Origin of the sequence: Actinoallomurus sp. NPDC052274 (assembly GCF_040679475.1) — a bacterium.
GTDB classification, from domain to species: Bacteria; Actinomycetota; Actinomycetes; order Streptosporangiales; family Streptosporangiaceae; genus Actinoallomurus; species Actinoallomurus liliacearum.
This window is the reverse complement of the sequence record NZ_JBFAUT010000013.1, coordinates 40129-64118: the sequence shown is the minus strand read 5'-3', so window position 1 is coordinate 64118 and position 23990 is coordinate 40129. Positions and strand designations below refer to the sequence as shown.

Here is a 23990-nt window from a genome sequence, read left to right as displayed (position 1 = left end):
AGGGAGCGGCGTTCCCTCCCCGGCCTCACGGCCGGGGTCTCCACGCCGCACAGCCGATGACAGAGGAGATCCTGCGGGTACGCGGCCTGCGCAAGCGGTTCCCCGGGGTCGTGGCGCTCGACGGCGTCGACTTCGACCTGCGCCCCGGTGAGGTGCACGTCCTCCTCGGCGAGAACGGCGCGGGCAAGAGCACGCTGATCAAGATGCTGTCCGGCGCGTACCACCCGGACGAGGGCACGATCTTCGTCGACGGCCGCGAGACCGCGATCCGCACCGCCGAGGACGCCCAGCGGCTCGGCATCGCCACGATCTACCAGGAGTTCAACCTGGTGCCCCAGCTCACCGTGGCGGAGAACCTCATGCTCGGCCGGCCGCCCCGGCGCTTCGGGTTCGTCGACAAGAAGGCGATGTACCGCCACGCCCGCGAGCTGCTCGACCGGGTCGGCGTGGACGCCGACCCCCGCGCGCCGCTGGAGAGCCTCGGCATCGCCCGGATGCAGATGGTGGAGATCGCCAAGGCGCTCGGCCTGCGGGCGCGAGTCCTGATCATGGACGAGCCGACGGCGGTGCTCACGACGTCCGAGGTGGAGCGGCTGTTCGAAATCGTCCGGCAGCTCAAGCGGCAGGGCGTGGCGATCGTCTTCATCACCCACCACCTCGAGGAGATCGCGCAGATCGGCGACCGGGTCACGGTGCTGCGCGACGGCGCCTCGGTCGCCGAGGTCCCCGCCGACACGCCCGAGGACGAGCTCGTACGGCTGATGGTCGGCCGCTCCATCGAGCAGCAGTACCCACGGGAACGTTCCAGCCAGGGCGCGCCCCTGCTGGAGGTCCGGAACCTCACGCGCAAGGGCATCTTCGAGGACGTCTCCTTCGAGGTACGCGCCGGCGAGGTGGTCGGCGTGGCCGGCCTGGTCGGCGCGGGCCGTACGGAGGTCGTCCGGGCGATCTTCGGCGCGGACCCGTACGACTCCGGCGAGGTCCTCGTGGACGGCCGGCCGCTGCCGCGCGGCAAGGTCACCGCCGCCATGGAGGCCGGGCTCGGCCTGGTGCCCGAGGACCGCAAGGGCCAGGGACTCGTCCTCGGCGCGAACATCCGGGAGAACCTCGGGCTCGTGACGATGCGCCGCGCCACGAAGGCGGGGTTCGTCGACCGGGCCGGGCAGGCCAAGGCCGCCGCCCGCGTCGCCGAGCAGCTCGGCGTCCGGATGAGCGGCCTCGGCCAGGAGGTCCGCACGCTCTCCGGCGGCAACCAGCAGAAGGTCGTCATCGGCAAGTGGCTGCTCGCCGACGCGAAGGTCCTCATCCTCGACGAGCCGACCCGCGGCATCGACGTCGGCGCCAAGGTCGAGATCTACCAGCTCATCAACTCGCTGACCGCCAGCGGACACGCGGTGCTCATGATCTCCAGCGACCTCCCCGAGGTGCTGGGCATGAGCGACCGGGTGCTCGTGATGGCGCGCGGCAGGCTCGCCGGCGAGCTCGACGCCGCCGAAGCGACCCAGGACTCGGTGATGGCACTCGCCGTCGGCGAATTGGAGGAAACAGCATGACGACCGGAACGCTGCGGCTGCGCAAGGGCAGCGCGGTACTGAGCGAGAACGGCTCGCTCCTCGGACTCGTCGTCCTGGTCGTCGCCCTGACGCTGCTGTCCGGCGACTTCCTGACGGTCACCAACCTGCTGAACGTCGGCGTCCAGGCGGCGGTCACCGCGATCCTCGCCTTCGGGCAGACGTTCGTCATCATCACCAGTGGCATCGACCTGTCGGTCGGCGCGGTCGCCGCCCTGTCGGCAGTCGTGCTCGCCTGGACCGCGACCAGCCACGGCATGCCCTGGCCGCTGGCCACCGGCTTCGCGCTGATCGTCGGCATCGCGTGCGGCCTGGTGAACGGCGCGCTCATCACGTACGGGAAGCTGCCGCCGTTCATCGCGACGCTCGCCATGCAGGGCGTGGCGCGCGGCCTCGGCCTCGTCATCTCCCAGGGCAGCCCGATCGCGCTGCCGGACTCGGTGTCCCACCTCGGCGACACGATCGGCAGCTACCTGCCGGTGCCCGTGATCGTGATGATCGTGATGGGCGTCATCACCGCCGTCGCGCTGAACCGGACCTACTCCGGGCGCGCGATGTACGCGATCGGCGGCAACGAGGAGGCCGCCCGGCTGTCCGGGATCAAGGTCACCCGGCAGAAGCTGGTCACGTACGCCCTCGCGGGCGGCTTCGCGGCCGTCGCCGGCATCGTCCTGGCCAGCCGGCTCGCCTCGGCCCAGCCGCAGGCCGCCGCCGGTTACGAGCTGGACGCGATCGCCGCCGTCGTCATCGGCGGGGCGAGCCTGTCCGGCGGCAAGGGCAAGGCCCTCGGCACGTTCGTCGGCGCCCTCATCCTCGCCGTGCTCCGCAACGGCCTGAACCTCCTGTCCGTCTCCGCCTTCTGGCAGCAGGTCGTGATCGGGGTCGTCATCGCGCTCGCGGTGCTCCTCGACACGCTGCGCCGCCGCCAGGCCCGCTGAAGAAACACATCGAAAGGTCTCACCACCATGCAGTTCACCAAGCCGGCCGCGGTCGCGGCCGCCGGTGCGGTCCTCGCCCTCGGCCTCACGGCCTGCAACAACAACAGCGGTTCGTCCTCCGGCGGCGGTGGCGGCGACATCAAGATCGGCCTGTCCGTCTCCACGCTGAACAACCCGTACTTCGTGCAGCTCCGTCAGGGCGCCGAGGCCGAGGCGAAGAAGGAGGGCGTCAAGATCACCACCACGGACGCCCAGAACGACGCCTCCCAGCAGGTCAACCAGGTCCAGAACTTCGTCAGCCAGAACATGAAGGCGATCATCCTGAACCCGGTCGACTCCGCGGCCGCCGCACCGGCCGCCAAGGCCGCCGACCGCGCCAAGATCCCCGTGGTCGCCGCCGACCGCGGCGTCGACGGCGCGACCGTCACCCAGACCGTCGCCTCCGACAACGTCGCCGGCGGCAAGCTGGCCGCCCAGGAGCTCGGCAAGGCGCTCGGCGGCAAGGGCAAGGTCGCCGTCCTGCAGGGCACGGCGGGCACGTCGGCCGCCAACGACCGGCAGAAGGGCTTCACGGAGGGCATCAAGGCGTTCCCCGGCATCCAGGTCGTCGCCCAGCAGCCCGCCGACTTCGACCGGACCAAGGGCCTGGACGTCATGACCAACATCGTGCAGGCGCACTCCGACATCACCGGGGTGTTCGCGGCCAACGACGAGATGGCGCTGGGCGCGATCAAGGCGCTGGGCGCGAAGGCCGGCAAGCAGATCAAGGTCATCGGCTTCGACGGCACCCCCGACGGGCTCAAGGCCATCCAGGCCGGCACGCTGACCGCCGACGTCGCGCAGCAGCCGGTGCTCCTCGGCCAGATGGCCGTCCAGGCCGCCGTGAAGGCCGCGAAGGGCGACAAGATCGACGCTACCGTGGCGGTCCCCGTCAAGGTGGCCACGAAGGACAACGTGGCTCAGTTCACGAATGGATCCTGATGCCGGACAAGACCTATGACGTCCTCGTCGTCGGCTCGGTCAACGCGGACCTCGTCGTCCGCGTCGACCGGCGCCCGGCGGCCGGGGAGACCGTGCTGGGCTCGGACCTGGCCACGTACCCGGGCGGCAAGGGGGCCAACCAGGCCGTCGCCGCCGCCCGGCTGGGCGGCCGGGTGGCCTTCCTCGGCCGCGCCGGAACCGACGGGCAGGGCGACTTCCTGCGGGACGCCCTGCGCGGCGACGGCGTGGACATCACCCACCTGATCACCACGCCGGGCCCGAGCGGGGTCGCGCTGATCACGTTGGGCCCCGACGGGGACAACAGCATCATCGTCTCCCCCGGCGCCAACGGCCGCGTGACCGCGGAGGACGTGGCGGCGGCCGGGCCCCTCTTCGCGGCCGCGGCGGTGGTCTCGATGCAGATGGAGGTGCCGCTCGACGCGGTACTGGCCGCCGCGCGCGCCGCCGAGGGGGCCGGCGCGCGGGTGGTCTTCAACCTGTCGCCGCCCGCCGCCGTCCCGGACGAACTGCTCGCGCTGTGCGATCCCCTGGTGGTCAACGAGCACGAGGCCGCGTTTCTCGGCGCGAGCGACCCGGCCGGGCTGCTGGCGCGCGGGCCGCGCTCGGTGGTCATCACCAAGGGCGCGGACGGCGCGGTCGTCGCCGACGGCGACGGCGTGGTCGAGGTCCCGAGCCCGCGTGTCGAGGCCGTGGACACGACGGGGGCCGGGGACGCGTTCACCGGCGCGCTGTCCTGGCGGCTGGCGCGGGGCGACGACCTGGCGACGGCGGCGCGCTTCGCCGCGCGCGTGGGCGCCGCAGCGGTACGCGTCGCGGGCGCGCAGAGCTCGTTCCCGCGGCCGGCCGATCTGGAGGAAATGTGACATGAAACGCGGGGGAATCCTCAACGGCGCCCTGTCGGGCGCCCTGGCCCGGCTCGGCCACACCGACCAGGTGCTGATCTGCGACAGCGGGATGCCGATCCCGGCCGGCGCCGAGGTGGTGGACCTGGCCTTCACGCTCGGCATCCCCGGCTTCGCCGAGGTGCTGGACGGGATCCTGACCGAGCTGGTCGTCGAGGGCGCGGTCGCGGCCGAGGAGGTCGTGGGCGGCAACCCGGAGTGCCACGCCCTGCTCGACGACCGGCTGCCCGCCCTCACGTACGTCCCGCACGAGGAGCTCAAGCTGCTCGCGCACGCGGTGAAGCTGGTCGTACGGACCGGTGAGGCGACGCCGTTCGCGAACGTCATCCTCCGGTGCGGCGTGGCGTTCTGACCCCTGCGCAGGCCGCCCGGCGCGACCTTCCGACCCCTGCGCAGGCCGCCCGGCGCGGCCTGGTGATCCCCGCCCGGGCCGGCGGCGCCCCGCGCCGTCCGGTTCCGGCCGCGCCCGCCCGCACTTGCCCACGCTTACTGAAACGTGTTCTACTTTCTGGCGTGAGTCAGCGTTCCCGTGTCGCGATGACGGACGACGAGGTCGCCGCGCTCCTGCAGGAGAGCAAGAAGCTGCAGCTCGCGACCATCAACCGCGACGGCACCCCGCACCTCGTGACCATGTTCTACGGCCTGGTCGACGACAAGATCGCCTTCTGGACGTACCGCACCTCACGCAAGGCGCACAACCTGCGCCGCGATCCTCGGGTGACCTGTCTCATCGAGACGGGCGAGGACTACTTCGAGCTGCGCGGGCTGATGATGTACGGCACGGCGCGGACCCTTACCGAACCGAACGACATTCGGTATGTTGGCTGCGAAGTGGTCCGCCGGATGATGGACCTGAAGGACGATGACGCCATCGCCTCACTCGTCGACCAGACTGCGGCCAAGCGGCACGCGTACATCGTCGAGCCGACGGGCATCGCGTCCTGGGACCATCGCAAGCTCACCTGAGCGAGGAGCCATGGAAGTACGAGTCGACCCGCTGGTCTGCGAGGCCAACGGCGTGTGCGTGGGCCTGGTGCCCGAGGTGTTCGACCTCGACGACGATGACGTCCTGCACATCGTCGAGCCGCACCCGTCCGCCGAGCTGCTCGACCGCGTCCGCCACGCCGTACGCTCCTGCCCCAAGGCCGCGCTGACTCTGGAGGAGTAGCCCCGGCGCCGCCCGGCGCCATCACGTCGTCCGGCGCCCGCCCGGGGCGCCGCATCCTCGGCCGGCGCTCCCGTCGGCCCTGCCATGGAGGTGTGCACGGTGCGAGCCGCGGTCCTACGTCAGGTCGGCGACCAAGAGGTCGAGCTGCGCGACGACGCCACGACCACCGAGACCGGACCCGATCAGGTGAAGGTGAAGGTCCGGGCGACCGGCGTCTGCCACTCCGACCTGTCCGTCCTGACGGGCGTGCTGCCGATGCCGATCCCCTGTGTCATCGGGCACGAGGGCGCGGGCGAGGTCGTCGAGGTGGGCGAGCACGTCACCAACGTCGGCCCCGGCGACCACGTCGTCATCAACTGGACGCCGGACTGCGGCACGTGCGCCGAATGCGTCCGCGGCGAGCCGTACCTGTGCATGACGTTCATCGCGCAGACGTTCGGCGACCCGAGGTTCCGCCTGGGCGGCGACGCCCCGGCGTACGGCATGGCCGGGTGCGGCACCTGGGCCGAGGAGCTCGTCGTGCCGTGGCAGGGCGTCGTCAAGGTGGCCGAGGACGTGCCGTTCGAGTACGCCGCGCTGCTGGGCTGCGGCATCCCGACCGGTGTCGGCGCGGTGTTCAACACCGCGAAGGTACGGCCCGGCTCGAAGGTCGCCGTCGTCGGCGCGGGCGGCGTCGGCCTGTCGGTGATCCAGGGCGCCCGGATCGCCGGCGCGGCCACCATCCTGGCGGTCGACCCGAACGAGGCCAAGCACCCGATCGCCAAGCAGTTCGGCGCCACCCACACGGCCACGCTCGACGACCTGCAGGAGGTCAGCGGCCTGCTGACCGGCGGCCAGAACTTCGACTACGTCTTCGAGGTCGTCGGCAAGGCGGCGGCCATCGAGACCGCCTGGAAGGCGACCCGGCGCGGCGGCGACGTCATCGTGGTCGGCGCGGGAGCCGTGGACGACAACTTCCAGATGAGCGCCTTCTCCCTTCTGTTCGAGGGCAAGAACCTCAAGTCGTCGCTGTACGGCGGGAGCGACCTCAAGCGCGACATCCCGATCTTCGTCGACCTGTGGCGCAGCGGGAAGCTGGACCTCGAGGGCCTGATCACCCGGCGCATCCGGTTCGAGGACCTCAACGACGCGATGGCGACCCTGCGGCGCGGCGACGCGATCCGCCAGGTCGTGGTGTTCGACTAGGGACGGGTCCGAGGGCGGCCGGCGGGCGCTGCCCGGCCGCCGGCCGCCCCGCCGCGACCCGTGACTCCCTGACCCAGTGAGGGGAGCGCGGGTCGCGCCGTGATGAGGTGTCCCGGACCGGGACGCCGGTCACCCTTTCGCGGTGACCCACCTGCTTCATCGCTGCGAGTGGCGAATTCGCTACACACTTTTCCGGCGAACGTCAAGCAGCGAAAGTTTTATTTGCCGCATATCGGGCATCTGGCGGGCGTTCAGCTCGGAACCAGGAGGCTCCAATGCGAATAAGGGGCGGCATCAGCTTCGTCGGCCTGATTTACATATTGATCGGGATCTTCGTGGCCTGGGACCACGACTACATCACGGTCGGCCTGCTCAAGCGGGTCCTCAGCGCCGTACTGGCGATCTTCCTCTGGATCCTCATTCTCCTCGGCGTCGACCTGCACATCAGCTGACGCCCCGGAACGCCATTGCGGCCGCCCTCCCGACAAGGGCGGCCGCAATGGCGTTCTCATCCGACCGGATCGACTTTCCGGTCAGCTCGGCTTAGGGAATAGGGGTGCGCCAAAGGGTGGGCACGTCGCCGGACGCGTCTCCGGTGAAACCGACGCCCACCAGCGTGCCGCCCACGACGGTGAGCCCGGCGAGCCGCTGGGTGCCGAGCCCGTCCAGCCCCAGACCGTGCGGCCGCGACGCCCGCCAGGTACGGCCGTCCGGCGAGGTCCACAGCACCACGTCGGAGCCCGTCGTACCGGCGAGGACGAAGCCGTGCGCCGTCGCCGTCACCGCTGTCACCGCCGTGCCCTGCCCGGCCCCGGGCAGGGAGACGGGCTGCCACGTCCGCCCGCCGTCCGCCGAGACCGCGGCGAAGACCGCCGAGCCCGGAGCGCCCGCCGCAGGCGGGCCGGTCACGCCCGCCGCGCCGGTCACGCCGGTCGCGACCAGCGCCCCGCCACGCGCCACGACCGAGGTCAGCGAGCCGGCGGTGGCCCCCTGCGGGAGCGCCGGCGCGCTCGCGGACAGGGTCCACTTCTTCCCGTCCGGGGAGGTCCAGATCGCCGGCTGGGCCGTCTTGTTCCTCGTCTGGCCGCCGACCGCGACGAACCCGGCCGACCCCGCCGTGACGTCGGCCGTCCACCTGGGGGCGTCCGCGGACCCCTCCAGGTCGCCCTTTGCCGCGTCGCCGGCCCCGGCCCAGGTCTTCAGGTCCGTGGAGTACCAGGCCGCGGCGCTGTCGCCGCGCCGGCCCACGATGACGTACGCGCCGGCGTTCGCGGTGGCCGCCACCGGAGTGAGGCCCGATCCGACGAACACCTTCCCGCCCGGCACGGCCTGCCAGGAGCCGCCGTCCGCGGACATCAGGGTCAGCGGGCGGTCACCCGCGCGCCCGACCGCGAGCCAGCCCGCGGCCCCGTGCACCACGTCGGCGAGTTGCCGGGGAGGCGTCCCGGCCGGAAGCGTCGCGCGGGTCCACGCCGAGCCGTTCGGCGAGGTCCACAGCGCGGCGTCGCCGTTCGAACTGCCGACCGCCATGACGCGGCCGGCGTCGGCGACCACGCCGGTGAGCGTCAACTCGGGGTGCACCGCGCCCGGAATCGCGCCGAGGTTCACGTCGCCCGCCCCGGTGACGGTGAGGTACGCGTCGGTCGCGCCGAGCCGTCCGGTGACCACCGCGCCGGCCGTCGCCGGCGCGACGTCGGTGAGGTCCCGGCCCGGCGGAACGTCCCCAGCGTGCTGCCAGCTCTTGCCGTCCGCGCTGGTCAGCACGGCCGTCTTGCCGCCGCCCACCGGCACGAGGGCGGCCAGGCCGGTGTCGGCGCCGCGCAGCGCGCTCAGGCGCGAGTAGCCGGCCATGCCGAGCCGGCCCAGCGGCGCCCAGGTCTGCCCGTCGGCGGAGCCGAAGATGACCGCGAAGGACGTCGTCCGGCGGTGCTTCTTCGACCCGGTGGTCTGCGATCCCTCACGGGCGGCGAACAGCCCCGAGCGGGTCCCCACGAGTGCGACGACGTTGCCGGACGACCCCTGGGCCTGCGCGATCGTCACCGGCGCCCAACTGCGCCCGGAGTCGGGCGACCGCCAGACGGCCTCCCGGTCGACCGTCTGCGTGACCTTCCGCTTCTTCTTCTTGACCTTCTTGGTGACCGTCACGGTGGTCCGCAGCGTCCCTTCGGCGACCACCGTTTCGCCGTACGCCGCGGCCGAGGAGACGCGGATCGGCACGCCGCCCCCCTGCGGCGTGAGCTGCTCCGGGCCCACGCGTGTCCAGGAGCGGCCGTCACGGGACGTCCAGACGATCCCCTGAGTGCCGCCCTTCACCGTGGCCGACCCGACCGCGACGAACCCCGAACCGGTGCGGACGAGACGGCTGACCTTGTCGCCCGGACCGAACGCGCCGACGATCGCCGCGCGCGTCCAGGACCGGCCGTCGCGGCTCGTCCACGAGACCGCGCCCGCCGTGGTGAGGCCCAGCGCCGCCCACCCGCCGGTGTTCCCGGCGATCAGCTGCGGGTACTCCCCCGGCGGCGGGTCGCCGCCGTCGGCCCCGCGCACCGACGCGACCCGCCAGGAGCGGCCGCCGTCGGCGGAGGTCAGGAACTGCGCGCGCGAATAGACGCCGCCCTGCTCCGAGCCGATCGCCACGACGGAGTTACCGGCCCCGGCCACGGCGGTCAGCGCGTGCGACCGGCCGCTCGTCTTGGCCGCCGGGTCCGGGGCGAACAGACGGTCGGCGGCCACGGGCACGGGAGCCGACGGCTTCTTCGGCTCGTCACCACCCGTGCCGAACAGGGCGTAGGTGCCCCCACCGAGGACGACGACGACCGCGGCGGCGATGGCGACGGGCCGGAGCGGCACCGACGGCAGGCCGCGGGCCCGCTTCGGCGGCGTCCACGGCTCGTCGTCCGCCGCACCGCCCGGTGGAACCGTGGGAGGAGCCGTGGGAGGCGCCGCGACGGGAGCGGCCGCGGCGGGAGCGACGACGGAGGAGGCGACCGGCGCCGGGGCCGGGGCCGTGGGTCGCGGCGCGGTGCTCGTGGGGCTCGCGGGGCCCGGGTACGCCGCGGCACTGACCGCCACGGGGACGCTGGGCGCGGTCGACGGGCGGCGCTCCGGCTCGGCGCGGCTCCAGTCGATCCCGGCGCGGTGCCAGACCGCGTTGGACCGCTGCCAGGGCGAGGAGTTCGGCACCCCGGGGACTCGGCGGCCGTCCGAGGCCTCGTCCGCCGCCTCCGCGAGCCGTTCGCTGATCCGGCGGCGCTCGTCGCGGCCGGAACGCCTGGGGTTCTTCTGGGTCGGGCGGACGGCACTGCCGCCGAAAGGCTCCCCGGGGGGCGCTCCGCTTCCGGTCGTGGTCACGCTCACCTCTTGTCAAAGACCGTTCGTGCAAGGACCTATCAAACCGCTATTCGGCCCGAAAGGGGGCGCAGATGAGGCCGTCCCGGCTTCGTTCTCCCGGTCGTGGACGGCGCGTCACCGGCCCGTTCCCTTCCGTCGGCGACCGCGCGGAGGCTGTCGTCACCGTTGAGCCATAGACGTTCCCGGCAGGGCCTGCCTAGCGTCCCCTTCCGGAGGTGGTGACATGTCCCTGACCGTTTCCCCCGAGCTCCTCGACCGCGCTCAGCGGGACGAACTCGACGACGCGGCCTTCGTCGAGTGCATCCGCACGTCCCTGCCGTACGCCTGGCAGGTCGTCGAGGGGCTGATCGGCGAACTCCGGGCGGGCGGCACCGACTTCACGGCCAATGAGGTGCCGCCCCCCGATGAGGCCGCCCGTGGCCAGCTGCTGCGCATGCTGGCCAGCGACGCGATGCGCGGAGCGCTGGAACGCCATTACGGCGTCCGCCTGGCGTTCCAGAACTGCCACAAGCTCGCGGTGTTCCGCCCGGAGGCCGATGAGGCGTACCGCGAGTTCGTCACCCCGCGCGCCCAGATCCTGAATCAGCGGCCCGAACTCGTGGACTGCTGAGAAAGGCGAAACGGAGCCGTACGCCCACGCGTACGGCTCCGTCTCAGGGTGCTCAGGCCGGCGCCTTGCCCCGCAGGTAGACCTTGGTGTTCAGCGGCAGCAGCTTGGCGACGATGTCCGCCGTGTGCATCGGCGTCCGCACGCAGCCGTGCGAGGCCGGGTACAGCGGCACCTCGGGCTCGCCGTGGATGGCGTAGCCGCCGTGGAAGTAGTTGGCCTTGTAGAGCTTGCCGAGCGGGCCGGTCTCCCAGCCCTTGGCCTTCCGGTACACGTAGTAGTTGCCGGTCGGCGTCCGCGCGTTGATCTTGCGGCCGTTCTGGTAGTAGTACGCCCGGCCGCTGGAGATGTGGCTGATGAGGACCAGTTTGCCGCTCTTGTAGATGTAGAGCAGCTGGTGGGTCAGGTCCACCTCGGCGCGGTTCGCGGCGCCGCCCTTGACGAGGGCCTTCGGGACCTTCGGGTGCGCCAGCGCGGCCCAGGTCTTCGAACCGACCGGCGCCGACTGGTTCGGGTGCATTCCCTGGGCCTTCTGGAACGCCCACACCGCGAACCGGGTCTGGCTGCCGTACTGCCCGTCGACCGTCCCCGGGTCGTAGCGCAGGGCGACCAGGCGCTGCTGCAGACGCGTGACCGCCGCGCCCTTGTCACCGTAATGGAGCGTCGGGTTGGCCTGCGCCTGCACGGGGGATGTGGCGGCGGCGGCGAACGCCGTCGCGGGGGCGGCCACAGCCGGGACGAGGGCCATTGCCGACAACGTCCCGATGGCGGCGGCCTTCCCCAGGCTCATTCGCATACAGCTCTCCCAAACATTGACAGATTGCACGAGCCAACCTGTTTTACCTCATGCGGCCGATCATTACGATGCTTTTGCCACCGCAAAGGTTCGTTCGGGTGCTGTGGGAGATGTCACCGCCGCCGACCGGAAAGACCGGCGCGCGGACGTCATCCCAGACGGGCGGTCGAACGTCGCGCGCCCGGCCGCCGGTCAGGGGCGTGCGCCGGGACTCAGCGTCGAGGCATGGTCCGGACGTCGACCCGGCCCTTGTAGGCGAAGCCCCGGATGTGCACGACCGGCGCGTCGGCGGCCAGGTCACCGGTCCAGTCGCCGTCGCGCGTGACGCCGAAGCCGCTCGCCTCGACCCGGACGCCGGGCGGCACGAGAAGCTGGAGATCCGACTTGTAGGCCACGGCGAGGATCGTGGTGAGCGCCTCGGTCAGCTCCGCGGCCCGCAGGTCGATCACGCCGCCGCCCTTGTAGACGAGCGCGCGGTAGGTCCCGGGCACCCGCCAGCGTCCGGCCTGCCGCAAGGTGTTCTTGTAGGCCACCGCGTAGCGCCCCGGCTTCGGCAGGTGCGCGGGCGCCGCCGGCCGCGACGCGGCCGGTGCGATGGGCGCGGTGGCCGCCGGCAGGTCGACGAGCAGTTCGGCCAGGTCGCCGTGGGTCCGCGCGGAGAGCGCCCCGCGCATCCGCTCGTCGAACTCCCCGTCGGTGAGACGCCCCTCCGCGAAGGCCACCTGCAGCCGCTGCACCGTCTCGTCGCGTTCCTGGTCGGAGGCGCGCATGCTCGGCCGTCCCGGCGTCGCCTCGTGGTACGGCTCCATCGGCAGACCCCTTTCAAGTCGAGATGCATCTTAACCTAATGTCTCTCTAACTCCGAGACCTGTTTCCGTGACACCGGATCGCGGCCCGGCCGGGTCCACCGACGGGAGGGCTCACCGGACTACGGTGGAACGGTGCTCCTACTTACGACACTCGACGCGTGGCGCGCGGACCCGGACGAGCCGTTCCGCAGCGAGACGGCCGCGTACGCACCGGAGGAGGACGCCGCCGCGCTGGCCACCGAGCACTTCGGCGACGAACAGGTGATCGCGCTGGTCTTCGACCATCCGCGGCTGATGCTGCCCGGCGCGGTCGACCGCGAGATCGTCCGGGAGATCCGGTACGGCCGCCGGAACCCGGGCGGCAGGGTCACCGGCTTCGAGGTCAGACCGCCGGTCGCCGAGTCCCTCGACCTGTTGCCGCACCCGGAGGGCGGCTGGTTCCGCGAGACCTGGCGGACCACCGTGCCGGTCGCGGCACACGGCGGCGAGCGTCCGACCGCGACCGGCATCTACTTCCTGCTCGGGCCGGGCGAGGAGTCGATGTGGCACTCCGTGCGCTCGGACGAGCTGTGGCTGTGGCACCGCGGAGGCCCGCTGGAGCTGATCTTCGGCGGCGAGGCCGACACGCCCGGCCGGCAGACCGAGACCGTCATCGTCGGCCCGGACGTCGAGAACGGCCAGCGGCCGCAGGCGCTGGTGCCCGCGGGGGTCTGGCAGGCCGCCCGGCCCGCCTCGGACCGGGAGGTCCTGGTCAGCTGCGTGGTCTCCCCCGGCTTCGACTACGCCGACTTCCAGGCCATCTGACCCGGCCGGGCCGCCGCCCGGCGGGGGCGATCATCCGGCGGGGGCGACCGCCCGCACGCGCGCGGATCAGGCGGGCGGCCGGGCCTCCCGGAGGCGTTACTGCAGGGCCTGGAACAGCGCCGTGGTCTGCTCGCCGATGTTCTTGGGGACGAGGTACGGCTCCGCCGCGTTGACCTGCTGCCAGTTGTCGCGGACGTCCTCGACGCTCAGCCCGTCCTTCTTGGTGAAGCCGGCGACCTCGGCGACGAACACGCGGGCGACCTTGCCGCCGCCGACCGTGTAGGTCTCGCCGGTGCTCTCGTTGCTCTCATGGGCCAGCCAGGCGACCACCGGCGTGACGTGCTCGACGCTGAGCCGGTCCTGGAACTCGGCGGGGAACAGGTCCTCCGTCATCCGGGTCCAGGCGATCGGGGCGATGGCGTTGACCTTGATGTTGTACTTGGCGCCCTCGGCCGCGAGCGTCTTGGTCAGGCCGACGAGGCCCATCTTCGCCGCCGAGTAGTTCGCCTGGCCGAAGTTGCCGAACAGGCCCGCCGGCGAGGACGTCATGACCACCCGGCCGTACGCCTGCTCCCGCAGGTGCGGCCAGGCGGCGTGCGTGACGAGGAAGGATCCGCGCAGGTGCACGGCGATGACCTGGTCGAACTCCTCCGGCGACATGTTCTTGAACGACTTGTCCCGCAGGATGCCGGCGTTGTTCACGACGATGTCCACGCGGCCGAACGCGTCCAGCGCGGTCCGTACGATCGCCTCCGCGCCCTCCGTGGTGGCCACGTTGTCGGTGCTGGCGACGGCCTCCCCGCCGTTCTTCGTGATCTCGGCGACCACCTCCGCCGCCGGACCGGTGGAGGCACCGGTGCCGTCGAGGGCGCCGCCGAGGTCGTTGACGACGACCTTCGCGCCGCGCGCGGCCAGTTCGAGCGCGTGCTGCCGCCCGAGGCCCTGGCCCGCTCCGGTGACGATCGCCACCCGTCCGTCGAACCGCAGTTCCGCCATTCTCCGCACCCTCCTCGCGACCTGAGCTCGTGAACCTGGGTCCACCGTGACCCCAGTGTCCAACACCCGACCGAATCCCGCTCGGTCGGGGACGCCCGAAGTCACGGAAAGGCGTCGGCCCGCGGGCCGTTCTCGGATCGCGGGCCGTTCCGCGTCCGCGTCAGACCGGTCCGCGCCAGGTCAGCCGCAGTGCGAGCAGCCGGAGACCCAGACGTTCCAGCCGAGGTCGGACGCGCATGGTGATCATCGTCACGGTACGGGCGCCGATCTCCGGCGGCCTGAGCGCGCGACGTCGCGGCCGGTCAGGGGGCGCGGTCGGGCACCGGCTCCGGCTCGTCGGCCGAGGCGGGCTCCGCCTCCGGCGCGTTCTCCCGACGCTTGCGGCGCACCGACCAGACGACGAACGCCACGATCGCGATGGCGGCCACCGCGATCGCCAGCACCCGGCCGGCCCACTGGGCCACCTGCTCGAAGGCGGTGCCGACCAGGAAGCCGCCGAGCGTGAAGCCGACCCCCCAGGTGATCCCGCCGAGCGCGTTGAACGCCAGGAACCTGCCGTACGGCATCTTGGCGCTGCCGCACAGCGCGGGCATGAGCGCGCGGAGCAGCGCGGTGAAGCGGCCGATGAAGACGGCGGAGGCACCGCGCCGGCGCAGCAGGGCGTGTGCCTTGTCCACCTTCGGGCGGTGCTTGTGCAGCGTCCGCATGCCCAGCAGCCGGTCACCGTAGCGGCGGCCGATCTCGTAGCCGACCGAGTCGCCGACGACCGCCGCCAGCACGATGACCACCAGCAGGACGGGAAGCGAGACCCGGTGCTGGCTGGCCAGCACGCCGGCCACGACGATGGCGGTCTCCCCCGGGAAGACGAAGCCGAAGAACAGCGCCGCCTCGGCGAAGACGAGCGCCGCGACGACGCCGTAGATGACCGGACCATGAAGGTCGAGGAGAGCATGCGTGATGGAGCCCACAGGCGATCAACATCCCAGTTTCGGGGTCGGCACCTCGTCATCGTATGAGCCCTGGTCCACCCGTGAATCGTTCTGAGGTGGGAGAGCGGGTCATTACTTTGGATCAGTAGGGAAGGTGGCACACCGTGGACGACTTCCTCATGACGCTGCACGGCCGGTTGCCGGCGGAGGCGAATCTCGTGTGGTCGCCGTACTCCGTGGCGTCGGCGCTGGCGCTGGTCGCCGCGGGCGCGCGCGGCCGGACCCGGGAGGAGCTGACGCGAGTGCTCGGCGCGCCACCGGAGCGGCTCCGGCTCGCCGGAGCCGCCGCGCCCGGCGACGCCGAGATCCGTGTGGCCAACGTCCTGTGGGCCCGCGCGGGGCTCCCCGTGAAGGACGCCTACCGGCAGGCGATCGCGGACCTTCCCGGGGCCGCGTTCCGCGTCGCCGACTTCGCCGGTGACCCGGACGCCGCGCGCCGGGTCGTCAACGCCGAGGTGGCGAAGGTCACCGAAGAGCTCATCCGGGACCTGCTGCCGCCCGGATCGGTCGACCGGCGGACCGCCGCCGTCATCGCCAACGCCCTGTACCTGAAGGCCGCCTGGCGCAGCCCGTTCGCCGAGCGGGACACCCGGCCGGAGCCGTTCCACGGCGTACGCGGGCGGAAGCGGGTGCCGATGATGCGGCGGACCGGGCGGATGGCGTACGCCGAGGCCGACGGCTGGCGGATGGCCTCCCTGGCCGCCGACGGCGAGGTGGCGGTCGAGGTGCTCGTCGGGCCGGACCCCGTCGGAGCGCCGCCCGGCCCGGGCCTCCTCCGGCGGCTGCGCGACTCGGCACGGCACGTCAGCGTGGCGCTGTCCCTTCCCCGGTTCCGCGTGGAGAGCCGGGTCAGCCTGGGCGAGACGCTCGACTCGCTGGACGCCGGGACCGCCTTCACCAGCGACGCCGACCTGTCCGGGATGTCCGCGGAGCCGGTCCACCTCGACCGGATCGAGCACAAGGCCGTGCTGGACGTGGACGAGGCGGGCTTCGAGGGGGCGGCCGCGACGGCCGTGGTGATGACGCTGTCGGCGTTCACTCCCGGGCGTCCCGTGGAGTTCCGGGTCGATCGGCCGTTCCTCGTGCTGGTCCGCCATCCCAGCACCGAGGCGATCTACTTCGCCGCCCGGATCACCGACCTATGAGATCGAAATCACACAGGAGCCGGGCCAAAACTTAGTTTTTACCCTCATCTCGCCCAAAGCACACGTCCGTTTTGGCGGAGATCACCGGCCCGTCCCGGAGCTTTGCCCCGCCGAGGCCCTTAGGCCGGTAGCCTTGTCAAGGTTACTGATCCACCTGCGAGCCGCGGAAGAGGGCGATCGCCGCCGTGTCGACCCAGTCGTCGCGATCCTCCGCCGACCTGAACACTCCCGACTTCGGTCCCAACGAGTGGCTGGTCGACGAGCTTTACCAAAAGTACCTGGAAGACCCCAACTCGGTTGACCGAGCGTGGTGGAACTTCTTCGCCGACTACCAGCCGGATCGCCCGGCCAAGGCGCCCTCCGGCGCCGACGGCGCGGCGCCCCCGACGACACCGCCCACCCCCACGGCTCCCACTCCGAAGCAGACACCCGCCGCGCCGGCCACCACGGCGAAGCCCGCCGAGGCCGCCAAGCCGGCGCCCGCGAAGAAGCCCGCCCCCGCCCCCCAGGTGCCCGGCGGCGCGGAAGAGGTGCGACTGCGCGGCGTCGCCGCCCGCACGGTCACCAACATGGAGGCCAGCCTGGCCGTGCCGACCGCGACGAGCGTCCGCGCGGTCCCGGCCAAGCTGCTGATCGACAACCGCATCGTCGTCAACAACCACCTGAAGCGCGGCCGGGGCGGCAAGGTCTCCTTCACCCACCTCATCGGCTATGCCATCGTCCGGGCGCTGCAGGCGATGCCGGAGATGAACGCCTCGTACGCCGAGGTCGACGGCAAGCCGACGCTGATCAAGCCGGAGCACGTCAACTTCGGCCTCGCGATCGACCTGAAGAAGGACGACGGGCAGCGGCAGCTCGTCGTGCCGAACATCAAGGCCGCCGAGACGCTCGACTTCCGCCAGTTCTGGGCGGCGTACGAGGAGCTCGTGCGCAAGGCGCGGGCCAACAAGCTGACGATCGACGACTACGCCGGGACGACGATCAGCCTCACCAACCCGGGCACGATCGGCACCGTCCACTCCGTGCCGCGGCTCATGCCCGGCCAGGGCTCGATCATCGGCGTCGGCGCCATGGAGTACCCCGCCGAGTACGCCGGCACCTCCGAGGAGGCGCTCGCCCGGCTCGGCATCAGCAAGGTCATGACGCTGACCTCGACGTACGACCACCGCATCATCCAGGGCGCCCAGTCGGGTGACTTCCTGCGGATGGTCCACCGGCTACTGCTCGGCGAGGACGAGTTCTACGACGAGATCTTCGAGGCGCTGCGGATACCGTACGAGCCGGTCCGCTGGGTGCAGGACATCAGCGCCACGCACGAGGACGACGTCGCCAAGGTCGCCCGGGTGCACGAGCTGATCCACGCCTACCGGGTGCGCGGCCACCTCATGGCCGACACCGACCCGCTGGAGTACACCCAGCGCCGGCACCCCGACCTCGACGTCCTCAAGCACGGGCTGACGCTCTGGGATCTCGAGCGCGAGTTCGCGACCGGCGGCTTCGGCGGCAAGCCGACGATGAAGCTGCGCGACATCCTCGGCGTGCTGCGCAACTCCTACTGCCGGACCGTCGGCATCGAGTACATGCACATCCAGGACCCCGGCGAGCGGGCCTGGATCCAGGGCAAGGTCGAGGTCCCCCACGACAAGCCCGACCGCGAGGAGCAGCTGCACATCCTCGGCCGGCTCAACACCGCCGAGGCGTTCGAGACCTTCCTGCAGACGAAGTTCGTCGGGCAGAAGCGGTTCTCGCTCGAGGGCGGCGAGTCGCTGATCCCGCTGCTCGACTCGGTGATCACCGCGGCGGCGCAGGACCACCTCGACGAGGTCGTCATCGGCATGGCCCACCGCGGCCGGCTGAACGTCCTCGCCAACATCGTCGGCAAGTCCTACGGCCAGATCTTCGGCGAGTTCGAGGGCAACCTCGACCCGCGCAGCGCGCAGGGCTCCGGCGACGTGAAGTACCACCTGGGCGCCGACGGCGACTTCGTCGCCCGCGACGGCTCGAAGATCCGTACCTCGCTGGTGGCCAACCCGAGCCACCTGGAGACCGTCGACCCGGTCGCCGAGGGCGTCGTCCGCGCCAAGCAGGACCTGCGCGACGTCGGCGAGGGCGGCTTCACCGTGATGCCGATCCTCATCCACGGCGACGCGGCGTTCGCCGGGCAGGGCGTCGTGGCCGAGACCCTCAACCTGTCCCAGCTGCGCGGCTACCGCACCGGCGGCACCGTGCACATCATCGTGAACAACCAGGTCGGCTTCACGACGGCGCCGGAGTACTCCCGCTCCAGCGTGTACGCCACCGACGTGGCCCGGATGATCCAGGCGCCGATCTTCCACGTCAACGGGGACGACCCCGAGGCGTGCGCGCGGGTGGCCCGGTTCGCGTTCGAGTACCGCCAGGCGTTCAACAAGGACGTCGTCATCGACATGATCTGCTACCGGCGGCGGGGTCACAACGAGAGTGACAACCCGTCGTTCACGCAGCCGCTGATGTACGACCTCATCGACGCCAAGCGGTCGGTCCGCAAGCTCTACACCGAGGCGCTGATCGGTCGCGGCGACATCACCGTCGAAGAGGCCGAGCAGGCGCTGCGCGACTACCAGCAGCAGCTGGAGCGGGCGTTCAGCGAGACCCGGGAGGCCACCAAGCAGCAGCCGCCCGCGGGCTTCACCAAGCCCGACGTCGAGCGCATCCCGGTGGACCACGCGGGCGTCCCGACCGCCGTCTCCGACGAGACGATCAAGCGGATCGTGGACACCCAGCTCAACCTGCCGGAGGGCTTCACGCCGCACCCGCGCGTCCAGCCCCTGCTGGCCAAGCGCGCGCAGATGGTGGAAGAGGACGCGATCGACTGGGCGACCGGTGAGATGTTCGCGTTCGGCTCGCTGCTGATCGACGGCCGCCCGGTGCGGCTCGTCGGCCAGGACAGCCGGCGCGGCACCTTCGGCCAGCGGCACGCCGTGGTCTTCGACCGCAGGACCGGCGAGGAGCACACCCCGCTCAAGCAGTTCGGCAAGGGCACCTCGAAGTTCTACGTGCACGACTCGCTGCTCAGCGAGTACGCCGCGATGGGCTTCGAATACGGCTACTCGATGACCCGCCCGGACGCGCTGGTCTGCTGGGAGGCGCAGTTCGGCGACTTCGCCAACGGCGCGCAGTCGATCCTGGACGAGTACATCTCCTCCGGCGAGCAGAAGTGGGGCCAGCGCTCCAGCGTCGTCCTGCTGCTTCCGCACGGCTACGAGGGCCAGGGGCCGGACCACTCCTCCGCGCGCATCGAGCGCTACCTGCAGCTGTGCGCCGAGGACAACATGACGGTGGCGCAGCCGAGCACCCCGGCGAACTACTTCCACCTGCTGCGCTGGCAGGCCCTGTCGCCACGGGAGAAGCCGCTGATCGTCTTCACACCGAAGTCGATGCTCCGGCTGAAGGCCGCCACCTCGGCCACGGCCGACTTCACCTCCGGCTCCTTCCAGCCGGTGATCAGTGACCCGAAGCAGCTCGGCCAGGTCCGCCGCGTCGTGCTCACGACCGGCAAGCTGTACTACGACCTGGCCGCCGCTCGGGAGAAGTCCGGTGACACGTCGGTCGCGCTGGTCCGCGTCGAGCGGCTCTACCCGCTGCCCGTGGACGAGATCAAGGCCGAGCTGGCGAAGTACCCGGCCGACGCCGAGCTGGTCTGGGCGCAGGATGAGCCCGCCAACATGGGGGCGTGGCCCTTCATGGCGCTGAAGCTGCCGCCGCACCTGGAGGGCCGGGAGCTCAAGCGGGTGTCCCGCCGGGCGAGTTCCTCGCCCGCCGTCGGGTCCGCCAAGATGCACGCTCTGGAGCAGCAGGGCCTGGTGGCCGCGGTCTTCAGCGAGTAGCGGTCACATCCGGCGCACGGCGCTCCACACGGTCACGTGTGGAGCGCCGTTCCGCTCGCAGGGCACGAACGACAGCGAAAGAGAACGATTGCCATGTACTTCACGGATCGGGGGATCGAGGAACTCGCCGACCGCCGGGGCGAGGAGGAGGTCTCCTTCGTCTGGCTGGCCGACCGGCTACGGGAGTTCGTCGATCTGAACCCCGAGTTCGAGACCCCGGTCGAGCGGCTCGCCACCTGGCTGGCCCGGCTGGGTGACGAGGACGACGACTGACCCGTCGGCCGTCTCGCGGCGGCGGGCTGCGGGACGGCGGTCAGGCCGGTCCCCTCGTCGGGTCGTAGATCCTCGCCCGCCTTCCCGGCGATGTCACACGATACATCTTGACTTTCGCATAACACGACATATCTTGTTAACAGCGAAGCCTCCCGACGGAAGGGAATCGTGCCGTGGCGCGCTGGACCGTGGATGAGCCGACGAAACTCGACTTCGACGGCGTGGTGGCCATCAAGGCCAATATCGTGGCAGGAACCATCTCGATCCTGCCGAGCGACGAGCGACCCACCCTCCAGGTCGGCGAGATCTCCGGACAACCTCTCGAGATCGTGCACGAGGCCGGGATGCTCAACCTCAACCACAAGAGCGCCGGCTGGGACGGCGTCCTCAAGTGGCTGCAGAACACCCGGGGCCGGGTCAGCGTGACGATCACCGTTCCGCCCGACTGCCCGGTCACCCTCAACCTCGGCACCGCGAACGCGATCGTCACCGGCCTGGCCGGACGGGTGTCCGTCAAGACCGCCTCGGGCGACGTCACCCTCGACGGCGTGACCGGGTCGATCGACGCCAACACCGCTACGGGGGACATCGAGGCACAGGGGCTCGCGGGCTCGGTCACCTTCAACTCCGTCTCCGGGAGCCTCTCCCTCGCCGGCGGCAGCCTCGACCGGCTGACCGCCCATTCGGTCGCCGGGAAGGTCACCACCGACGTCGACCTGCGCACCGGCAGCCGCGCCCAGGTGAGCACCGTCTCCGGCGAGGTCACCATGCGGCTGCCCGAATCCAGCTCCGCCAAGGTGTCGCTCAACTCCATGACCGGCCGCGTCGACGCGGCCTTCGTCGAGCTGACGCGCACGCGGCCGGACCGCCCGGTGGGCAAGTACGTGAGCGGTACGCTCGGCGACGGCGATGCGTCCCTCACGGTCAACTCGGTCTCCGGTGCGATCACACTGCTCAGCCGACCGGATCCAGAGGAACTGACGCGATCGGCGAGCGAGTGAGAAGGGAGAGCGAGTAATGAGTCCAGTGTTCGGGCATGGTCGGCTGCGGTTGTACCTGCTGAAGATGCTCGAGGAGAGCCCGCGACACGGCTATGAGGTCATCCGGCTGCTCCAGGACCGTTTCCTCGGCGTCTACTCCCCCTCCCCCGGCACCATCTACCCGCGGCTGGCCCGGCTCGAGGAGGAGGGCCTGGTCACCCACGAGGTCGTGCAGGGCAAGAAGGTCTACCGCCTCACCGACGCGGGCCGCGCCGAGCTGGAGCGCCGGATGGACGAGCTCGCGGAGCTGGAGGAGGAGCTCACCGAGTCCGTACGCGACATCGCCCGCGAGGTCCAGGAGGACGTACGCGACACCGTGCGGTCGCTGCGCGAGGAACTCACCCAGGCCGCCCGGGAGATGCGCCGGCAGAACCCGGTCGGCGCGGCGCAGAACCTGAAGGAGACGACGCGTCGGCAGAAGGACGAGTGGCAGCGGCAGAAGGCGCAGTGGAAGGAGCACAAGCGCGCGCTGCAGGAAGAATGGCGGACCACCTGGGACGACGCCTGGGCCACCGCCACCGGCACGCAGGAGGACGCGGTCCGCGTCAAGCTCGACCGGGCGCTGCGCAAGTTCGTCGACGACATCCGCACCGCGGCGCGGGACGGCGTCGACGAGGAGCAGGTCACCGCGGCCCGTGCGCTCCTCGCCGAGACGTCCGAGCGGCTGCGCACGGAGATCCTGGGCAAGGGCTGACCGCGCGCCGGCCGGCGCCGGTCAGGCCGTGAAGACGATCTTCCCGAAGACGTCGCCGTCGATCATCGCGGCGAAGCCGTCGCGGGCCTGCCGCAGCGGGATCGCACGGTCGATCCGCGGGCGCACGCCCGTCTTGTCGAGGAAGCGCGCCAGCCGGACGAGCTGATCCCGGGTGCCCATCGTGGAGCCGACCACCGACAACTGCAGGAAGAACACGCGGCTCAGCTCGGCCGGCGGCACCTGGCCGCTGGTGGCGCCGGACACGACGATCCGGCCACCGGGACGCAGCGACTTCAGCGAGTGCGACCAGGTGGCCTGGCCGACGGTCTCCATGACCGCGTCGACCCGCTCGGGCAACCGCGCGCCGGACTCGAAGACCTGGTCGGCGCCCAGTTCGAGGGCCCGCTTGCGCTTGTCCTCGGTCCGGCTGGTCGCCCAGACGCGGTACCCGGCGGCCGCGCCCAACGCGATCAGCGCGGTGGCGACCCCGCCGCCCGCCCCCTGGACCAGGATGGTCGAGCCCGGCTGCAACCCGGCCTTGTCGAACAGCATCCGGTACGCGGTGAGCCACGCGGTCGGCAGGCAGGCCGCCTCCTCGAACGAGATCGAGGCCGGTTTGGGCACCAGGTTGCGGCGCGGCACGGCGACCTTCTCCGCGAAGGTCCCGTCGTAGGACTCCGACAGCAGCGAGCGCTTCGGATCGAGCGTCTCGTCGCCCCCGCCCCGCTCCGGATCGCCGATGACCGAGTGCACGATCACCTCGTTGCCGTCCTCGTCGACACCGGCCGCGTCGCAGCCCAGGACGATCGGCAGCCGGTCCTCCCGGATCCCGACGCCGCGGAGCGTCCAGACGTCGTGATGGTTGAGCGCGGCCGCCTTGACGGTGACGGTCGTCCAGCCCTCGGGAACCGTGGGATCGGGACGCTCCCCCAGCTCCAGCCCGTTCAGCGGATTGTCGGCATCGATGCGTGCGGCGGTGACGGCGAACATGCCCGCAGCCTAACCCGGTGACTTCCGACCGATCAGTTGAGGGGATGCCGCCACCGCAACCCCGGGAAGCGAACGAAATCCCGATCAGCCGTCACGAATTCGCATCCGTGCTCGATGGCCAGGGCCGCCAGGTAGGCGTCCGGCACGAGGTTGGCCTTGGCATCGATCTGCCGGCACAGCCGACTGAAGATGCCCCAGAAACGCGGACCCGGAGCGATCACGACGGCGTGTGGCTGGTTCCGCATGACCTCACCAAAGCGCAACGCCTCTTCGATCGAGCTCGGCGGTCCCCAGACTCGCCGATTGGTCACCACCCGCACGAATCCGTTGATGACGAAATCCGAGACCGCGTAAGCCTCGTCCCCGTGCACGAGATCATCGACGAATGCCCGATATGCCTTGTGATCGACCGCCTCACGCCGGTGGGCGTTGACCAGCACGTTCACGTCGAGCAGCCTCATCACGCTCTACCTTTCGGTACCGTTCGATGTCCTCGTCGAGAAGGAGCCGCTTGAGGCCCTCTGGGCTGACGTCGACGAGAGGCCGGCCACCCTCTTCGCCGCAGACCGGTAGCTCGACCCTTGGCCGCGCGCCGGCTGCTTCCGTCCGGTTCAGCATCTGACGCAAGGCGTCCTCCACGACTGAGTTGAGACTTCGGCCATGCTGAGCCGCGAACGCCTTGGCGTCCGCGAGTAGCTGATCGTCGATCCGCACCGTGGTCCTCCGCATGCCTTCAGTGTCGGCAGCGTGACATAAAGATGTCAATGATCACAACCGGTTTCACGGTGATTACCGTGCGCGGTCACCATCGCGTAGAACATGCCGCGGCCCGCGCGCCTGGTGAGGTGCGCGGGCCGCGGCGGT

General features: G+C 71.2%; 24 protein-coding genes. 16 read left to right on the top strand and 8 right to left on the bottom strand.

Going from position 1 to position 23990, the window contains the following annotated elements:
* Window positions 1-56 precede the first annotated feature (56 nt).
* From AB0K82_RS14145 to AB0K82_RS14105, 9 genes are all read left to right on the top strand, one after another.
* Window positions 57-1553 (top strand): sugar ABC transporter ATP-binding protein, encoded by a 1497-nt coding sequence (locus AB0K82_RS14145; RefSeq protein WP_364396506.1) that lies wholly within the window; start codon window positions 57-59, stop codon window positions 1551-1553.
* Window positions 1550-2509, top strand: a complete 960-nt coding sequence (locus AB0K82_RS14140) for an ABC transporter permease (protein ID WP_345356810.1) — start codon at window positions 1550-1552, stop codon at window positions 2507-2509. The genes AB0K82_RS14145 and AB0K82_RS14140 overlap by 4 nt, the downstream gene beginning before the upstream one ends.
* 27 nt (window positions 2510-2536) lie before the next feature.
* Window positions 2537-3490 (top strand): substrate-binding domain-containing protein, encoded by a 954-nt coding sequence (locus AB0K82_RS14135; RefSeq protein ID WP_364396503.1) that lies wholly within the window; start codon window positions 2537-2539, stop codon window positions 3488-3490.
* Complete coding sequence (locus AB0K82_RS14130; protein WP_364396500.1) at window positions 3490-4374, top strand: ribokinase; 885 nt, start codon at window positions 3490-3492, stop codon at window positions 4372-4374. The genes AB0K82_RS14135 and AB0K82_RS14130 overlap by 1 nt, the downstream gene beginning before the upstream one ends.
* 1 nt (window position 4375) lies before the next feature.
* Window positions 4376-4765, top strand: a complete 390-nt coding sequence (rbsD, locus tag AB0K82_RS14125) for a D-ribose pyranase (RefSeq protein WP_364396497.1) — start codon at window positions 4376-4378, stop codon at window positions 4763-4765.
* A gap of 161 nt (window positions 4766-4926) precedes the next feature.
* On the top strand, window positions 4927-5379 hold the full coding sequence (locus AB0K82_RS14120) for a pyridoxamine 5'-phosphate oxidase family protein (RefSeq protein WP_364396494.1): 453 nt from the start codon (window positions 4927-4929) through the stop codon (window positions 5377-5379).
* 10 nt (window positions 5380-5389) lie between these two features.
* Window positions 5390-5581, top strand: coding sequence for a ferredoxin (locus AB0K82_RS14115; RefSeq protein WP_364396491.1), 192 nt, complete (start codon window positions 5390-5392; stop codon window positions 5579-5581).
* A gap of 99 nt (window positions 5582-5680) precedes the next feature.
* Window positions 5681-6766, top strand: coding sequence for a Zn-dependent alcohol dehydrogenase (locus AB0K82_RS14110; protein ID WP_364396488.1), 1086 nt, complete (start codon window positions 5681-5683; stop codon window positions 6764-6766).
* Window positions 6767-7041: 275 nt separating this feature from the next.
* A complete protein-coding gene (locus tag AB0K82_RS14105) occupies window positions 7042-7218 on the top strand; it encodes a hypothetical protein (protein ID WP_364396485.1) in 177 nt (58 codons plus the stop codon).
* A gap of 91 nt (window positions 7219-7309) precedes the next feature.
* Here the strand turns inward: AB0K82_RS14105 and AB0K82_RS14100 are convergent, their stop codons facing one another.
* The gene (locus AB0K82_RS14100; RefSeq protein ID WP_364396483.1) at window positions 7310-10117 is read right to left on the bottom strand and encodes a hypothetical protein; all 2808 of its coding nucleotides are present in this window, start codon (window positions 10115-10117) and stop codon (window positions 7310-7312) included.
* Between the two features lie 223 nt (window positions 10118-10340).
* Here AB0K82_RS14100 and AB0K82_RS14095 point away from each other — a divergent pair, with 223 nt between their 5' ends.
* Complete coding sequence (locus tag AB0K82_RS14095; protein ID WP_364396480.1) at window positions 10341-10727, top strand: SCO5389 family protein; 387 nt, start codon at window positions 10341-10343, stop codon at window positions 10725-10727.
* A 52-nt stretch (window positions 10728-10779) separates the two neighbouring features.
* On the opposite strand, the gene AB0K82_RS14090 is transcribed toward AB0K82_RS14095, so the two are convergent.
* Both AB0K82_RS14090 and AB0K82_RS14085 read right to left on the bottom strand, forming a co-directional pair.
* Window positions 10780-11520: a L,D-transpeptidase family protein gene (locus tag AB0K82_RS14090; RefSeq protein ID WP_364396477.1), complete on the bottom strand. Its 741-nt coding sequence runs from the start codon at window positions 11518-11520 to the stop codon at window positions 10780-10782.
* 212 nt (window positions 11521-11732) lie between these two features.
* A complete protein-coding gene (locus tag AB0K82_RS14085) occupies window positions 11733-12329 on the bottom strand; it encodes a DUF1707 domain-containing protein (protein WP_364396474.1) in 597 nt (198 codons plus the stop codon).
* A gap of 132 nt (window positions 12330-12461) precedes the next feature.
* Here AB0K82_RS14085 and AB0K82_RS14080 point away from each other — a divergent pair, with 132 nt between their 5' ends.
* Window positions 12462-13133 carry a cupin domain-containing protein gene (locus AB0K82_RS14080; protein WP_364396471.1) on the top strand — a complete coding sequence of 224 codons (672 nt, stop codon included), beginning with the start codon at window positions 12462-12464 and terminating at the stop codon, window positions 13131-13133.
* A 96-nt stretch (window positions 13134-13229) separates the two neighbouring features.
* Here the strand turns inward: AB0K82_RS14080 and AB0K82_RS14075 are convergent, their stop codons facing one another.
* Window positions 13230-14129, bottom strand: a complete 900-nt coding sequence (locus AB0K82_RS14075; protein WP_364396469.1) for an SDR family oxidoreductase — start codon at window positions 14127-14129, stop codon at window positions 13230-13232.
* A 302-nt stretch (window positions 14130-14431) separates the two neighbouring features.
* Window positions 14432-15097, bottom strand: a complete 666-nt coding sequence (locus tag AB0K82_RS14070) for a DedA family protein (RefSeq protein ID WP_364396466.1) — start codon at window positions 15095-15097, stop codon at window positions 14432-14434.
* Between the two features lie 125 nt (window positions 15098-15222).
* Between AB0K82_RS14070 and AB0K82_RS14065 the strand changes: the two genes are divergently transcribed.
* The 5 genes from AB0K82_RS14065 to AB0K82_RS14045 all read left to right on the top strand — a co-directional run bounded on the left by AB0K82_RS14065 (window position 15223) and on the right by AB0K82_RS14045 (window position 22136).
* On the top strand, window positions 15223-16263 hold the full coding sequence (locus AB0K82_RS14065) for a serpin family protein (RefSeq protein ID WP_364396463.1): 1041 nt from the start codon (window positions 15223-15225) through the stop codon (window positions 16261-16263).
* A 185-nt stretch (window positions 16264-16448) separates the two neighbouring features.
* Window positions 16449-20129, top strand: a complete 3681-nt coding sequence (locus tag AB0K82_RS14060) for a multifunctional oxoglutarate decarboxylase/oxoglutarate dehydrogenase thiamine pyrophosphate-binding subunit/dihydrolipoyllysine-residue succinyltransferase subunit (protein WP_364396460.1) — start codon at window positions 16449-16451, stop codon at window positions 20127-20129.
* Window positions 20130-20222: 93 nt separating this feature from the next.
* Window positions 20223-20402, top strand: a complete 180-nt coding sequence (locus AB0K82_RS14055; protein ID WP_252775676.1) for a DUF6104 family protein — start codon at window positions 20223-20225, stop codon at window positions 20400-20402.
* A gap of 173 nt (window positions 20403-20575) precedes the next feature.
* Complete coding sequence (locus AB0K82_RS14050) at window positions 20576-21403, top strand: DUF4097 family beta strand repeat-containing protein (protein WP_364396457.1); 828 nt, start codon at window positions 20576-20578, stop codon at window positions 21401-21403.
* Window positions 21404-21419: 16 nt separating this feature from the next.
* On the top strand, window positions 21420-22136 hold the full coding sequence (locus AB0K82_RS14045; protein WP_364396454.1) for a PadR family transcriptional regulator: 717 nt from the start codon (window positions 21420-21422) through the stop codon (window positions 22134-22136).
* A 21-nt stretch (window positions 22137-22157) separates the two neighbouring features.
* Here AB0K82_RS14045 and AB0K82_RS14040 read toward each other — a convergent pair whose 3' ends face one another.
* From AB0K82_RS14040 to AB0K82_RS14030, 3 genes are read right to left on the bottom strand one after another with little or no spacing between them, the layout of a single operon-like run.
* Window positions 22158-23126, bottom strand: a complete 969-nt coding sequence (locus AB0K82_RS14040) for a zinc-binding dehydrogenase (RefSeq protein WP_364396451.1) — start codon at window positions 23124-23126, stop codon at window positions 22158-22160.
* 32 nt (window positions 23127-23158) lie between these two features.
* Window positions 23159-23587, bottom strand: coding sequence for a type II toxin-antitoxin system VapC family toxin (locus tag AB0K82_RS14035; protein WP_364396448.1), 429 nt, complete (start codon window positions 23585-23587; stop codon window positions 23159-23161).
* Entirely contained in the window at window positions 23541-23855 is a 315-nt protein-coding gene (locus tag AB0K82_RS14030) for a DUF6364 family protein (RefSeq protein ID WP_364396445.1), read from the bottom strand. The genes AB0K82_RS14035 and AB0K82_RS14030 overlap by 47 nt, the downstream gene beginning before the upstream one ends.
* Between the last annotated feature and the right edge of the window lie 135 nt (window positions 23856-23990).

What these genes read in the sequence shown, in the direction of transcription:
- AB0K82_RS14145 (WP_364396506.1), top strand. Translation starts at nt 57, where the DNA reads ATGACAGAGGAGATCCTGCGGGTACGCGGCCTGCGCAAGCGGTTCCCC.
- AB0K82_RS14140 (WP_345356810.1), top strand. Translation starts at nt 1,550, where the DNA reads ATGACGACCGGAACGCTGCGGCTGCGCAAGGGCAGCGCGGTACTGAGC.
- AB0K82_RS14135 (WP_364396503.1), top strand. Translation starts at nt 2,537, where the DNA reads ATGCAGTTCACCAAGCCGGCCGCGGTCGCGGCCGCCGGTGCGGTCCTC.
- AB0K82_RS14130 (WP_364396500.1), top strand. Translation starts at nt 3,490, where the DNA reads ATGCCGGACAAGACCTATGACGTCCTCGTCGTCGGCTCGGTCAACGCG.
- rbsD (WP_364396497.1), top strand. Translation starts at nt 4,376, where the DNA reads ATGAAACGCGGGGGAATCCTCAACGGCGCCCTGTCGGGCGCCCTGGCC.
- AB0K82_RS14115 (WP_364396491.1), top strand. Translation starts at nt 5,390, where the DNA reads ATGGAAGTACGAGTCGACCCGCTGGTCTGCGAGGCCAACGGCGTGTGC.
- AB0K82_RS14105 (WP_364396485.1), top strand. Translation starts at nt 7,042, where the DNA reads ATGCGAATAAGGGGCGGCATCAGCTTCGTCGGCCTGATTTACATATTG.
- AB0K82_RS14095 (WP_364396480.1), top strand. Translation starts at nt 10,341, where the DNA reads ATGTCCCTGACCGTTTCCCCCGAGCTCCTCGACCGCGCTCAGCGGGAC.
- AB0K82_RS14090 (WP_364396477.1), bottom strand. Translation starts at nt 11,520, where the DNA reads ATGCGAATGAGCCTGGGGAAGGCCGCCGCCATCGGGACGTTGTCGGCA.
- AB0K82_RS14085 (WP_364396474.1), bottom strand. Translation starts at nt 12,329, where the DNA reads ATGGAGCCGTACCACGAGGCGACGCCGGGACGGCCGAGCATGCGCGCC.
- AB0K82_RS14075 (WP_364396469.1), bottom strand. Translation starts at nt 14,129, where the DNA reads ATGGCGGAACTGCGGTTCGACGGACGGGTGGCGATCGTCACCGGAGCG.
- AB0K82_RS14055 (WP_252775676.1), top strand. Translation starts at nt 20,223, where the DNA reads ATGTACTTCACGGATCGGGGGATCGAGGAACTCGCCGACCGCCGGGGC.
- AB0K82_RS14045 (WP_364396454.1), top strand. Translation starts at nt 21,420, where the DNA reads ATGAGTCCAGTGTTCGGGCATGGTCGGCTGCGGTTGTACCTGCTGAAG.
- AB0K82_RS14040 (WP_364396451.1), bottom strand. Translation starts at nt 23,126, where the DNA reads ATGTTCGCCGTCACCGCCGCACGCATCGATGCCGACAATCCGCTGAAC.
- AB0K82_RS14035 (WP_364396448.1), bottom strand. Translation starts at nt 23,587, where the DNA reads ATGAGGCTGCTCGACGTGAACGTGCTGGTCAACGCCCACCGGCGTGAG.
- AB0K82_RS14030 (WP_364396445.1), bottom strand. Translation starts at nt 23,855, where the DNA reads ATGCGGAGGACCACGGTGCGGATCGACGATCAGCTACTCGCGGACGCC.